We start from the raw sequence: 13,200 nt of genomic DNA on the forward strand, positions 1-13,200 counted from the left end.
CAACACAAACTCCGCAGCGAGGGTGGGCCGTGCGCTAGATAGCGTCTGTGGCCTCGCCGCGGCAGCTAAGGAGAAGGAGCTCTGCACGCACACTTTGAGGGTAACACGGGTGCGTAAGATGAAAGGGCACTACCGTCCGTAAAGTCCAGCATGCAGACGTCTTCCGGTGTTCCGCCCGGCAGCAGCGTCCCAGCAAAGGAGTTGCAGTGCCCATTTCGGGGATCGATCTTTCCACCATTGATCACACAGTCCGGCCGCAGGATGACCTCTACCAGCACGTCAACGGCGCGTGGCTGAAGGCCACCGAGATCCCGGACGACCGGCCGCTGGAAGGCACTTTCACCGCCCTGCGCGACGGCTCCGAGATCGCCGTCCGGGACATCATCGAGGAAGCGGCGGCCAAGGGCGACGACGCCACCGGGATCGAGCGGAAGATCGGCGGGCTGTACAACAGCTTCATGGACGAAGCCACCGTCGAGGGCAAAGGCATGGAGCCCATCCGCGGGCGGCTCGCGGAGGTTTTCGCCACGGCCTCGGTCCCGGAGCTCATTGCCCTGGCAGGCCGGTTGTTCCGAGCCGACGTGGGTGGGTTGTTCTACATCTACCCCGCCCCTGATGCGGGCAACCCCGACCGGGTCCTGCTGTACACCGGGCAGGGCGGCCTGGGCCTGCCCGACGAGTCCTATTACCGGGAAGAGAAGTTCGCCCCGATCGTTGCCGCCTACACGGCCCACGTGGAGAAGATGTTTGAACTGGCCGGGCTGGCGGATCCGAAGGGTGCCGCGGAACGCGTCGTCGGGCTGGAGACAAGGCTCGCATCCCACCACTGGGACAACGTCACCCTCCGGGATCCGCAGAAGACCTACAACCTGAAGACGGCTGACGAAGCCACCGCGCTCTTCCCGCTCTTCGCCACCTGGTTCGAGGCTGCGGGAATCGACGCCGACAAGCGCACGGAAATCGTCGTCAGCACCCCTGACTTCTTTGCCGGCGCCGCCGGGCTCCTTGACGAAGTCCCGGTGGCCACCTGGCAGGAGTGGCTGGCCATGCGCGTCCTCAGCGCGGCGGCGCCGTACCTGTCCTCCGGGTTCGTGGATGCCAACTTCGCGTTCTACGGCACCACCATCAGCGGCACGCCCCGCAACAAGGACCGGTGGAAGCGAGGAGTTGCCGTCGTCGAGGCCGGCCTCGGGGAGGCCGTCGGCCAGATCTACGTGGCCCGGCACTTTCCCGAATCCCACAAGGCACGGATGCAGACCCTGGTGGCGAACCTCATCGAGGCATACCGACGCAGCATCAATGACGTCAGCTGGATGGGCCAGGACACCAAAGCCGAGGCCCTGCGCAAGCTGGAGGCGTTCCGCGCGAAGATCGGCTACCCGGACGAGTGGATCGACTACTCGGCCGTGGAGATCGACCCCGACGACCTGCTGGGCAATGTGGAGCGCGCGCACAATGCCGACGTCGACCGTCACCTGGATGAGGTGGGCAAGCCGGTGGACCGGAACAAATGGCTGATGACGCCGCAGACGGTCAACGCCTACTACCACCCCATGATGAATGAAATTGTGTTCCCGGCGGCCATCCTGCAGCCGCCGTTCTTCACCGCCGACGCCGACGACGCCGTGAACTACGGCGGGATTGGGGCCGTGATCGGCCACGAGATCGGGCACGGCTTTGATGACCAGGGTTCACAGTTCGACGGCGGCGGGACACTTCGCAACTGGTGGACGGAGCAGGACCGCCAGGCCTTCGAGGCGCTGACGGCCCGCCTGGTGGCACAGTTCGATGCGCTCTCCCCCACCGCCGCGCCCGGGCACCACGTCAACGGCCGGCTCACGCTCGGCGAGAACATCGGCGACCTGGCAGGGCTGACCATCGCTTACAAGGCATACCGGATCAGCCTGGACGGCAAGGAGCCGGAGGTCCTTGACGGACTGACCGGGGAACAGCGCTTTTTCGTTTCCTGGGCAGCAGGGTGGCGCCAGGTCATCCGGCAGGAGGAGGCCATCCGGCGGCTTGCCACCGATCCCCACTCCCCCAACGAATTCCGGACCAACGCCATCGCGAAAAACCTCGACCCGTTCCACGAGGCATTCGATGTCACCGAGGACGACGGAATGTGGATGCCCGCCGCCGAGCGCGTCAGCATCTGGTAGCTGAACAGCAAAAATGGGCCCCGCCGTTGGCGGGGCCCATTTTGTTGCGGGACAGGTTTGTCCGTGCGGGGAAGGCCGGCTGTTACTGCCGCACGATCAGCTCAGGATTTGCCTGCTGGCACACCTTGTCCCCTGCCGTCTGGTTCACAATGTCCTGGGGCAAAGCCGCGGCGGCTCCGCCTCCTGCCCCAAAGGCAGTGCCCGTAGTGAAGTCGCTGCCGACATACACCTGCACGCCTGCCACGCCCGGAGCAGGAATCATGAGGGTGGCAGGAATTCCCAGCAGCGCCGCCACATCGGCAGCAACGTCGGCAAAGCCATTGCCGTAATACACCGCGGTCTTGGCCACCGGCTGCGCGAGGAACTGGCCGGTCTGGGCGAAGCCGCCTGCAACCAGCGCCTGGACAAGCTCCTGGGCACGGCCGTTGATGCCGCTTCCGTTGGCGACGGTCACGGGCTGGATCGCTTTGTTGTAGGGCGGCACCGGCGGCGCCGTCTCAGTGGGGGCAGGAGGTGCTGCCGTTTCGCTGGGCGACGGTGTGGTGGGTGCAGTGGGATCCGTGAGGTCCACATTCTTGCGCATTGCCGAAAAGAGCTGCGCACCCGCGGGTTCCGCGATGACCAGCCTGTTGGGGTCCACGGGCGCCGGCGTCGTGGGCACCGCGACAAACGCCACCTTGCTGATGTCGATGTCCTTGAGCCGGTTGCCGATGGTCAGCAGCGTGGGAACGGACGCCAGCCCGTTGTCCACTGTCAGGTTCTGGGTCACGACGTCGGCGATCTTCAGCATTTTCGCGGGGTCGGACAGCGTCCCGTCGTCCTTGATCTTGCGGGTCAACGAAGAGAGGAAGCCCTGCTGCGCCTTGATGCGGCCCAGGTCGCCGCCGTCGGCAAAAGCATGACGGGTGCGCAGGTAGGCAAGTGCCATTTCGCCCTGCACGGACGACGTTCCGGCGGGCAGCCGCAGCCGGGAGTCGGGATCGTACACCGCGTCACTGATGCACACATCCACCCCGCCCACGGCGTTGGACAGTTCCTTCACGGCGTTGAAGTCGGCCATCATGAAGTGGTCGACCTGCATGCCGGTGAGCTTGTTGACCGTGTCCACGGCGCAGCCGATGCCGGCCTCGCTCATGGCCTCATTGATCATCACGCCGGTGCGGGCAGGGTAGTCCTTGTTGGTCTTCCTGTCCTTGCAGTCCGGAATGTCCACCAGCAGGTCCCGGGGAAAGCTGATGACGTTGACCCGCTTGTTGTCCTCGGAGATGTCCATCAGCATCATGACGTCCGACTTGCCGTAGCCGGTGGAATCGTCCGCGGTTCCGTACTCTGAGTTCTTCCCGTCGCGGGTGTCCGAGCCGAGGATCAGGATCTGCAGGCGTCCGGTGGCATCGTTCCCCGGGGACTCCGTGCTTTCCCCGCCGGCGTTCAGCGGGGCCTTGGAGATGTTGTTCTGGAGCCGGAAGAACCAGAACCCGGCGAATGCGGCAGCCGCCACGAGGACCAGTGCCACCACGCCAGTGACGGCCTTCAGCCACAGGGGCATGCTGCGCAGGGGACCAAGGTGACGTGCGGCACCCACATCATGGCTGTCCGCATGACGGGACGCCGGTCCCGGTCCGGATGACAAGTCAGCCTCGTTGTCGCGGTTATCGCGGCCTCGACCCACGTGGTGAACCTTCCTCTAAAAACGAAATCCGGTCCATTTTAGTGGTCCAGGCTGGAGAACATGGCGGGAACGCCCGCACGGTGGGCGTTAGTACGGGTCAGAAACCCAGTTTGACCAGCTGTTTCGGGTCGCGCTGCCAGTCTTTTGCCACCTTGACGTGGAGGTCCAGGTAGATGCGCGTGCCCAGGAGGGCCTCGATGCCTTTGCGGGCGTTGGTGCCGACTTCCCGCAGCCGGGCCCCGCCCTTGCCAATGATGATGGCCTTCTGGGAGGGACGCTCGACGTAGAGGTTGACGCGCACGTCCAGGAGGGGGTTGTCGTCCGGCCGGTCCTCCCGGGGGACAATCTCTTCCACCACGACGGCGAGGGAGTGCGGGAGCTCGTCCCGGACCCCTTCCAGGGCTGCTTCGCGGATCAGTTCAGCCACCATCACGGCTTCGGGTTCATCGGTCAGTTCCCCGTCCGGATACAGGGGAGGCGACGGCGGCATGTGGCTGATCAGCACGTCGGCGACCGTTTCCACCTGGAAACCGTCGGCAGCGGAAACGGGAACGATGTCTTTCCAGCCGTCCTCGCCCATCACCTCGCGGCCGAGCGCCGCCACGGCAAGGAGCTGTTCGGTGAGCGCCTGCTTGTCCACCAGGTCAGCCTTGGTGACGATGGCGATCACGGGTTTGCGGCCGACGGCGGCAAGCTGGGCGGCGATGAACTTGTCGCCGGGTCCGATCTTCTCGTTGGCAGGCAGGCAGAACCCGATGGCGTCCACCTCGGCGAGGGTGTCTGCCACGAGGTCGTTCAGGCGCTTGCCGAGCAGGGTACGGGGACGGTGCAGGCCCGGTGTGTCCACCAGGATCAGCTGGGCGTCGTCGCGGTGGACGATGCCGCGGATGGTGTGCCGCGTGGTCTGCGGCTTGGCGGAGGTGATGGCCACCTTCTTGCCCACCAGCGCGTTGGTCAGGGTGGACTTGCCCGCGTTGGGCCTGCCGACCAGGACCGAAAAACCGGCGCGGAAACCGCCAAAATCGTCCGGTTCGGCGGCCTTATTTTTCTTGCTCACGTGGAACTCCCTGCTGGGTTGCTTCGGCCTCTTCCAGGAGGCCTTCAAGGTCAGTCTCTACTCTTGGTACGGGTGCCGCAATGATGTGGCTGACCCGGTTCCGCCGGCCTTCCAGCCGGTCCGCCCGCAGCGATACGCCCTGCACATCCACGCTGCTGCCCACGATGGGAACGCGGCCCAGCGCCTTGGCGAGGAGGCCACCCACGGTGTCCACCTCGTCGTCGTCGATCTCCAGGTCGAACAGCTCGCCGAGGTCGTCGATGCCCATCCGGGCGCTGACCCGGTAGGAGCCGTCTCCCAGGGCCACGGCTTCGGCGCTCTCGGTATCGTATTCGTCCACGATCTCGCCCACGATCTCCTCGATCAGGTCTTCGAGGGTCACCAGCCCTGCAGTGCCGCCGTATTCATCAATCACGATTGCTACGTGCGTGGACTCCTTTTGCAGCTCGCGCAGGAGGTCGCTGACCGGTTTCGACTCCGGCACGTAGCGGACCTCGCGCGCCAGCGACTCCACCAGGGGCGGCGCCTGGTCCGCTCCCAGCTGGTGGACGACAGCTGCAACATCCTTCAGGTAGACGATGCCGAGGATGTGGTCGGTGTTCTCGTTGATGACCGGGATCCGCGAGTATCCCGAGCGCAGGAACAGGGACATGGCCTCGTGGAGGCTTGAGCCGGCGTCGATGCTGACAATGTCCGTCCTGGGAACCATGACGGCGCGGACCAGGGTGTCCCCGAAATCGAAGACCGACTGGATCATCTCGGCTTCGGTGTCCTCGATCATGTCGGACTCACTGGCCCGGTCCACAAGTTCCCGGAACTCCTGTTCGCTGAAGAACGCGTCGTCACCGCCGGGCGCACCGGGAGCCGCGGAGCTCCCGATGGCCACCAGCCACCCTGGGATGGGCCCCAGCACGCTGGTGAGGAACCGGACCATCGGCGCGGTGAAGCGGACCACCGCGGTGGAGTGCAGCCTGCCGAGCTGCCTGGGTGACACACCTACGATCACGAACCCCAGGAGGGCCATAATGCCGGTGGCCACCAGGCCGGCGAGCCAGACGTTGTCCAGCAGGCTTGCGATCAGGACGGCGACGGCAACCGCCGAGGCCATCTCAAACCAGACGCGCCAGAAGCGGAGGGCCCGGGTATGGGCAACGGGTTCCGCAAGGATGCGGCGCATGGCGGTGCCGCGGCTCCTGTGCAGTGCCTCTTCAGCGTCGTGCCGGGGAAGGAAGCTGAAGGCGGCCTCGGCCGCTGTCAGCAGGGCCGCGACGGCAAGGAAGACCAGTGCCACCGCGACCAGGAGCAGTTGCGTCACTGGGTCGTCTCTGCAGGTGCTTCTTTGCCGGTAAAGCCGGACAGGAGTTCCCGCTGGAGCCCGAACATCTCCGCCTTTTCTTCTGGTTCGGCATGGTCGTAGCCCAGCAGGTGAAGGATGCCGTGCGTGGTGAGCAGCAGCATCTCGTCCTGCAGCGAGTGGCCCGCGTTCCGGGCCTGCACTGTGGCCACCTGCGGGCAGATGGCGATGTCGCCCAGCATGCCCTGGGGCGTGGGCCGGTCAGGGGTCCCTGGAGTCAACTCGTCCATGGGAACGGAGAGCACGTCGGTGGCCCCGGGTTCGTCCATCAGCTCGATGTGCAGCTTCTCCATGGCCGGTTCATCCACCAGGAGGATGGACAGTTCGGCCTGCGGATGGATGTAGAGCTGCTCAAAGATGTACCGCGACAGGGCTACGAGCCCGGACTCATCCACCTGGACACCGGACTCGTTGTTCACCTCGATGCTCACGCGTGTTCCCCTCGTTTTTCGCGGCTTGCTGAATGTTTGACGCGGTTCCGCTGGGCTTCGTCCCAGATGCTGTAGGCGTTGACGATGTCGCCAACAAGCCTGTGCCGCACAACGTCGGCGGCGTCCAGGACAGAGAAGCTGACGCCCTCGATGCCCTGCAGGATTTCTTCGACGATCCGCAGCCCCGAACGCGTTCCGAAGGGCAGGTCCACCTGGGTAACGTCTCCGGTGACCACCATCTTGGATCCGAAACCCAGCCGTGTGAGGAACATCTTCATCTGTTCCGGCGTGGTGTTCTGGGCTTCGTCAAGGATGATGAAGGCGTCGTTGAGGGTGCGGCCGCGCATGTAGGCAAGGGGCGCCACCTCGATGGTGCCGGCCGCCATGAGCCGCGGGATGGATTCGGGGTCCATCATGTCGTGCAGGGCGTCGTAGAGCGGCCGCAGGTAGGGATCGATCTTGTCGCTGAGCGTGCCGGGCAGGAACCCGAGCCGCTCCCCCGCCTCCACCGCAGGGCGCGTCAGGATGATCCGGCTGACCTCTTTCTGCTGCAGGGCCTGGACAGCTTTCGCCATGGCCAGATAGGTCTTGCCGGTGCCGGCCGGGCCGATGCCGAAGATGACCGTGTTGGCATCGATGGCGTCAACGTAGTTCTTTTGGTTCAGCGTCTTGGGCCGGATAGTCCTGCCGCGGCTGGAGAGGATGTCGTGGGTGAGCACATCCACGGGATTCTGGAGTGACTGGGTGCGCAGGAGGGCAACCAGCTGCTGCAGCACCGCGGGCGTGATGACTGTGCCCCGGGCCACCAGGCCCCGGACTTCCTGGAGGAGCCGCATGATGCGGGGAACGTCACTGACGGGGCCGCTGATGGACAGTTCATTGCCGCGGGCATGGAAGTTGACGTCCGGGAACTGCTCTTCGATGAACCGCAGCGCCTCGTCATGGCTGCCGAGCGACTGAACCATTTGGTCGGAGTTCTCAAAGAGGACTACTTCGGTCCGGATGCCGGGCAGGGAGTGCGGGAATTCCCCCGGACCGCCGTCGCCCGTGTTGAGCCGGCGCTTACCATTTGCTGATTCAGTCATGGTGCTGGCCCGCAGGCCCGTGGTCCCCTCGAAGATCGACATCATTTGTTTGCTTTGGCTGATGCCGGCGCCCGTTGCACGGTGCTCCTTGCCCAGCGATCCCTTTATCTTACGCCAGCACCCGCCCTGGCCGGGTACTGGACCGGATTCCAGGCCGGTCACCCGGCCGGTCACCTGGCCGGGACCGGCACCGGCCCTTCAGCCAGGGAATTGCAGCCGCAAACGGGTAAGAATGCAGCGTTAGGTATCAACTTCATATCGGCCTCATATCGTTCCCGTTGCAGTTACGGCCAGGGAGGCCAAAGAGCGGCTGGGGGAACCCTCCCCTGTGCAATGCTGGAAATCCAGCGTCTGCTGGAACGCCAGGCCGCCAGGGGGATCGGCCCGCCACGCCAGGAAAGGACTAGGCAGGACAGTGCCGGAAACCTCTGTGCCCGAACGGGCAGGACGATCGGTGGGCCGCATGCGCCCTGCCGTCCTCGCAGGAATCCTGGTGCTCGTTCCCGCCCTCGCAGCCTGCACCGCCGAGAACGGACCATCGCCCTCTCTCACCTCTGCCTCAGTCCCGGCCACCGGCGGCACCATGCCGGACGCGCCCGCCACCAGCGCCCCGCTGGAAACCACCCAGTCCTCCAACAAGGCCCCGGTGTACTGGATTGGGCGCAGCGGCGGGAACATCTTCCTCTACCGTGAGTTCCGGGACGTTCCGGAACAGGAGAACCCGGTGACGCGGGCACTGCGCGCCATGATGTCGGAGAAGCCGCTCGACCCGGACTTCTTTACGCCTTGGCAGAACCCGGACAAACTTGCCACCTCCATCTCGGGCAAGGACGTCATCACGGTCGACGTCTCGGCTGACGCCTTCAACAGCAACCTCGACGCCGACATGGCCGCCCGCGCCATCCAACAGCTGATCTACACGGCAACCGCTGCCGCCGCCAGTTCGGGCCTGATCGACACAGGGCAGCAGGTCCGGGTGCGGATCCTCGTAGACGGCCATACGGACTACGTCGCGTTCGGAAAAGTCCAGCTGGGCGCACTGATGACCCGTGCTGCCGGGCTGGTGGCGCCGGTGTGGATCATTGATCCGCAGGAAAACACGGAGGTGCCTGCCGGCAGCGTAAAGATCACCGGCCGCAGCACGTCGCCGGGAGCAAAGCTCCGCTGGCAGATCCTGCAGTCCGGGGACGGCGGAAGCAAGGCCCCGTTCCTGACCGGTGAAACCACGGCCGGAGCCGGGCAGGGGCAGGCGGGCGTCTTTACGCTGGCACTGACCTTGCCGGCGGGCGACTATGAGCTCCGGGTGGCGCAGGCAGGTTCCGGCGGGGAGCCGGACCGCAACGAGGACACCAGGTCCTTCAAGGTCAGGTAGCTGTCCACCGGCCAAGGATGTCGTTTGCAAGCACGACGGCGGCCGGCCCGGCCGTGGAGGACCGCAGGACGTGGTGCCCCAACAGGGCGGTCACAGCGCCTTTGTCGCAGAGTTTCGTTACTTCCCGCGGGCTGATTCCGCCTTCCGGGCCGACGATCAGCAGGACTTCCCGGATGCCCTCGTGCCCACTCCCCTGCCACGCTTCCAGGACGGTGCGCAGCGGACGCACGGCATCTTCGTGGAGGATGACGGCCAGGTCTGCACCCTCCACGGCGGCGGAAAGCCCGGCAGTATCGACGGCGGCCCGGACCTCGGGGATCCAGGCGCGCCGCGCCTGTTTGGCGGCGGCGGCCACAGTGGACTCCCACTTGGCATGGGCGCGGGCGGCCCTGTCACCTTTCCAGCGGACGATGGACCGTTCCGACTGCCAAGGTATGACGGCATCGATGCCCAGCTCGGTGGCGGTTTCAATGGCCAGTTCGTCGCGGTCGCCCTTGGCCAGGGCCTGAACCAGGACCAAGCGGACGTCCGGCCGGTCTTCCATTGCCAGTGCGCCGCACTCCACTCCAAGTCCCGAGGGCGCGGCGGAGACGATCTTTCCGCTCATGCGGGCGCCGGCGCCGTCGACAATGTCCACCGGCTCGCCCGGAGACAGGCGTTTGACGGTCACTGCATGCCGGGCCTCCGCCCCTTCGAGGACAAAGATCCGGCCGGGCACCATGCCCGCCAGTGAACCGGCGGAGGTGAAGAAGACGGGGTTGCTCACCGCTACAGGTTACCGAGCCGGTCCCGGAGCTTGGCGAACATGCCGCCGCTGGCGGCGAGCTTGCCCTCGGTGAGCTGTTCGCCGCGGAGCTTGGCGAGCTGCCGGAGGAGGTCCTCCTGTGCCGGGTCGAGCTTGGCCGGAGTGTCCACCTGGAGGTGGACCTTCAGGTCCCCGCGGCCGTATCCCCTCAGGTGCGTGACACCCAGGCCACGCAGGGTGATGATCTCGCCGGACTGTGTTCCGGGCTTGACGTCGATGTCCTGCGTACCGTCGAACGTTTCCAGGCTGACGTCCGTGCCCAGTGCGGCCGCCGTCATGGGGATGTGCAGGGTGGCGTGCAGGTCATCGCCTTCCCGTACGTAGGTGGCGTCATTGTTGACGCGGATTTCCACGTAGAGGTCACCGGTCGGTCCACCTGCAGGTCCGGCTTCGCCCTGCCCGGCGAGCTGGATCCGGGTTCCGGTGGCCACACCGGCGGGAACCTTGATGGTCAGCGACCGCCGGCTGCGGATACGGCCCTGGCCGCTGCACTCGTTGCAGGGATCCTTGATGACCGTGCCGAAGCCTTCGCAGGTGCCGCAGGGGGCGGCCGTCATGACCTGGCCCAGGATGGAGCGCACGGCCCGCTGGACCTGGCCGCTGCCGCCGCAGATGTCGCAGCGCTCCGGGTGGGTGCCGGGCCGGCAGCAGGATCCGTCACAGGTGGGGCAGACCACGGCAGTGTCCACTTCGAGCTTCTTGTTCACGCCGAACACGGCGTCGCGAAGGTCGATCCGGACGCTGATGAGGGCGTCCTGGCCGCGGCGGACGCGGGAAGCCGGGCCGGAGGTGCCCCCGGCGCCGAAGAAGGTGTCGAAGATGTCCTGGAATGCGAAGCCCTGGCCTGCGTAACCGGCACCGCCGAAGCCGTTGTCCGTGCCGTTCTCGTTGCCCGTGGTGTCGTAGATCCTCCGCTTTTGGGGGTCGGAAAGGACCTCGTAGGCGTGAGTTACTGCCTTGAAGCGTTCTGAAGCGTCCGCACCGGGGTTTACGTCCGGGTGAAGGGTGCGGGCCAGTTTGCGGTAGGCCTTTTTGATCTCTTCGCCCGTAGCTTCGGGTGAGACTCCAAGGACGTCATAGTGGCTGCTCAAAGTTCGTATCTCTTCCTTGTTGTACTGCGTTCAGTGTGGGCGGCCCCGCTCTGTGGTCCGGTCCCGAAAAGGCTCCGGCGGCGAAGAGTCAGGGCCCCAAAATCCTGGAAAGGTAGCGGGCCACAGCCCTGACGGCGGCCATGGTGGTGGGATAGTCCATCCTGGTTGGGCCGAGGATCCCTACCTTCGCGGCGCTGTCCGGGCCGTAGCCGGTGGCCACCACGGAGGCTTCGGCAAGGCCGTCATAAGGGTTTTCCCTTCCGATACTGACGGCCACTCCCCGGTGGTCCTGGGCCATTTCGCTCAGCAGCCGCAGCATCACCACCTGCTCCTCCAGTGCCTCGAGCACGGGGCCGATACTGAGGGGGAAATCCACGTTGGACCTGGCCAGGTTCGCCGTTCCGGCCATGACCATCCGGTCCTCCCTGGTGTTTTGTGCCAGGCCCTCCAGTCCATGCGCCAGCGCGTGCGCGGCCTGGCGCTGGCCGTGCGCAGTTCCGGCTACGACGGCGGGGAGCGCCTTGGCCAGCTGGCTTAGCGGAGTTCCGGCCAGCGCGGCAAGGAAGCGGGTACGGAGCGCGGCCAGTGCGTCGTCGCCAAGGTCCTGGCCGACGTCGATGACCCGCTGCTCCACCTTGCCGCTGTTGGCAATCAGCACCACCAGCACCTTGCGGGGGGCCAGGAGCACGAACTCGATGTGGCGCACCAGTGCCTTGCTGAGGTGCGGATACTGGACCACAGCCACCTGGTTGGTCAGCTGCGACAGCAGCCGGACGGTGCGGTCCAGGACGTCGTCGAGGTCGTCTGCGCCTTCCAGGAGGGACTGGATGGCCCGGCGCTCCGCTGCCGACAGGGGCTTGACTGCCGAGATCTGGTCGACAAAGAGCCGGTAGCCCTTGTCTGTGGGAATTCGCCCTGCACTGGTGTGCGGGGCAGTGATCAATCCCTCGTCTTCAAGGGCCGCCATGTCATTGCGGATGGTTGCGCTGGAAACGCCCAGATGATGCCGCTCGACCAGGGCCTTTGACCCGACCGGTTCGCGGGAGTGGACGTAGTCCTCCACGATGGCCCGCAGCACTTCCAGTTTGCGTGGCTCGCTCACTCTCCACCTCCATCCATGGTCCGGGGCGCATACCCCGCCAGGTGCCACCAGTGTTAGCACTCGACATGCCTAAGTGCTAACAGTCTATTATGCCTCGGCCCGTTGTTAGCATTGGTACCGCTCCGGGCGAAATTCCGGTGCGGAGGACCTAGCGCTAGGCGGATCGAATCCATGGATTACCAAAACTGGGGGCCCCGCGGCATTTCCGCCCCGGCCAAGGCGGAATTGCCCGAGGTTCCGGTGGAGCGGGGCATGGTGCTCGAGGATGTCCAGTCAGGCTGGGTCGGCGCCGTCACCCGGGTGGAAAAGTCCGGCGGCATGCACGTCGTGGCCCTGGAGGACCGCCGCGGGAAGTCCCGGTCCTTCAAGCTCGGCTTCGGTTTCCTCCTTGAGGGCCGGCCCATCCGGCTGATGCCTCCCGCCGCCCGGCCGGCAGCAGCCGGCCCCGCCGCCGGCAGGACAGCCTCAGGCTCCGTCCGGGTCTCCGGCCAGCGGGCCCAGGTCGCCAAGGCAAGCCGCATCTGGGTGGAGGGCAAGCACGACGCCGAACTGGTGGAAAAGGTCTGGGGAGACGACCTTCGGGTGGAAGGCATCGTCGTCGAACCCCTGCACGGCATTGACGACCTCGCCGCGGCAGTTGCCGCCTTTAAACCCGGTCCGGGCCGTCGCCTCGGCGTGCTCGTGGACCACCTCGTCCCTGACTCCAAGGAGTCCCGCATAGCCGACGCCGTCATGGCATCCCCCGGCGCGGCCGGAAATGTCCTGATCGTCGGCCACCCCTATGTGGACGTCTGGCAGGCGATCCGCCCCGCTGTCCTGGGCATTGACAAATGGCCGGCCGTGCCCCGCGGACAGGACTGGAAGACCGGAATCCTGAAGGCCTTTGGCTGGCCGCACGCCACCAAGGAGGACGTCGGCCTGGGATGGCAAAAACTGCTGGGCGCCGTACGTACGTACGCGGACCTGGAAGCGTCACTGCTGGGGCGGGTTGAGGAAGTCATCGACTTCCTCACCGCCCCCTGAAGGCCGGACACCGGCCCGGGAGCCAGTATTCTTGGTAATGCAGCGCCTTTTC

General features: G+C 65.8%; 11 protein-coding genes. 3 read left to right on the forward strand and 8 right to left on the reverse strand.

The window, feature by feature from the left end; all coding sequences use genetic code 11:
• The first annotated feature begins 206 nt into the window (after positions 1-206).
• A complete protein-coding gene (locus tag VIK36_RS11610; RefSeq protein ID WP_324642019.1) occupies positions 207-2,159 on the forward strand; it encodes a M13 family metallopeptidase in 1,953 nt (650 codons plus the stop codon).
• Positions 2,160-2,241: 82 nt separating this feature from the next.
• Here VIK36_RS11610 and VIK36_RS11615 read toward each other — a convergent pair whose 3' ends face one another.
• The 5 genes from VIK36_RS11615 to VIK36_RS11635 all read right to left on the reverse strand — a co-directional run bounded on the left by VIK36_RS11615 (position 2,242) and on the right by VIK36_RS11635 (position 7,755).
• Positions 2,242-3,705, reverse strand: a complete 1,464-nt coding sequence (locus tag VIK36_RS11615; RefSeq protein WP_324642020.1) for an LCP family protein — start codon at positions 3,703-3,705, stop codon at positions 2,242-2,244.
• A 220-nt stretch (positions 3,706-3,925) separates the two neighbouring features.
• Positions 3,926-4,885, reverse strand: a complete 960-nt coding sequence (gene era, locus VIK36_RS11620) for a GTPase Era (RefSeq protein ID WP_159631946.1) — start codon at positions 4,883-4,885, stop codon at positions 3,926-3,928.
• Complete coding sequence (locus VIK36_RS11625; protein WP_255172281.1) at positions 4,869-6,200, reverse strand: hemolysin family protein; 1,332 nt, start codon at positions 6,198-6,200, stop codon at positions 4,869-4,871. The genes era and VIK36_RS11625 overlap by 17 nt, the downstream gene beginning before the upstream one ends.
• Entirely contained in the window at positions 6,197-6,670 is a 474-nt protein-coding gene (ybeY, locus tag VIK36_RS11630) for an rRNA maturation RNase YbeY (protein ID WP_159631944.1), read from the reverse strand. Before ybeY ends, VIK36_RS11625 begins: the two co-directional genes overlap by 4 nt.
• On the reverse strand, positions 6,667-7,755 hold the full coding sequence (locus VIK36_RS11635; protein ID WP_324645266.1) for a PhoH family protein: 1,089 nt from the start codon (positions 7,753-7,755) through the stop codon (positions 6,667-6,669). The genes ybeY and VIK36_RS11635 overlap by 4 nt, the downstream gene beginning before the upstream one ends.
• A gap of 454 nt (positions 7,756-8,209) precedes the next feature.
• Here VIK36_RS11635 and VIK36_RS11640 point away from each other — a divergent pair, with 454 nt between their 5' ends.
• On the forward strand, positions 8,210-9,127 hold the full coding sequence (locus VIK36_RS11640) for a GerMN domain-containing protein (RefSeq protein ID WP_324645267.1): 918 nt from the start codon (positions 8,210-8,212) through the stop codon (positions 9,125-9,127).
• Here the strand turns inward: VIK36_RS11640 and VIK36_RS11645 are convergent.
• The 3 genes from VIK36_RS11645 to hrcA form a co-directional block, all read right to left on the reverse strand.
• Entirely contained in the window at positions 9,120-9,893 is a 774-nt protein-coding gene (locus VIK36_RS11645; protein WP_324642021.1) for a 16S rRNA (uracil(1498)-N(3))-methyltransferase, read from the reverse strand. The genes VIK36_RS11640 and VIK36_RS11645 overlap by 8 nt on opposite strands.
• A gap of 2 nt (positions 9,894-9,895) precedes the next feature.
• The gene (gene dnaJ, locus VIK36_RS11650; protein WP_324642023.1) at positions 9,896-11,023 is read right to left on the reverse strand and encodes a molecular chaperone DnaJ; all 1,128 of its coding nucleotides are present in this window, start codon (positions 11,021-11,023) and stop codon (positions 9,896-9,898) included.
• Between the two features lie 88 nt (positions 11,024-11,111).
• The gene (gene hrcA / locus VIK36_RS11655) at positions 11,112-12,125 is read right to left on the reverse strand and encodes a heat-inducible transcriptional repressor HrcA (protein WP_324642024.1); all 1,014 of its coding nucleotides are present in this window, start codon (positions 12,123-12,125) and stop codon (positions 11,112-11,114) included.
• Between the two features lie 171 nt (positions 12,126-12,296).
• Between hrcA and VIK36_RS11660 the strand changes: the two genes are divergently transcribed.
• The gene (locus VIK36_RS11660) at positions 12,297-13,148 is read left to right on the forward strand and encodes a DUF3097 domain-containing protein (protein WP_324642025.1); all 852 of its coding nucleotides are present in this window, start codon (positions 12,297-12,299) and stop codon (positions 13,146-13,148) included.
• Positions 13,149-13,200 lie beyond the last annotated feature (52 nt).

Source organism: Pseudarthrobacter sp. LT1 (assembly GCF_035621795.1).
GTDB lineage: Bacteria > Actinomycetota > Actinomycetes > Actinomycetales > Micrococcaceae > Arthrobacter.

Coding starts and splice junctions, on each gene's coding strand:
- VIK36_RS11635 (WP_324645266.1), bottom strand. CDS start 7,755: ATGACTGAATCAGCAAATGGTAAGCGCCGGCTCAACACGGGCGACGGC.
- VIK36_RS11615 (WP_324642020.1), bottom strand. CDS start 3,705: ATGCCCCTGTGGCTGAAGGCCGTCACTGGCGTGGTGGCACTGGTCCTC.
- VIK36_RS11660 (WP_324642025.1), top strand. CDS start 12,297: ATGGATTACCAAAACTGGGGGCCCCGCGGCATTTCCGCCCCGGCCAAG.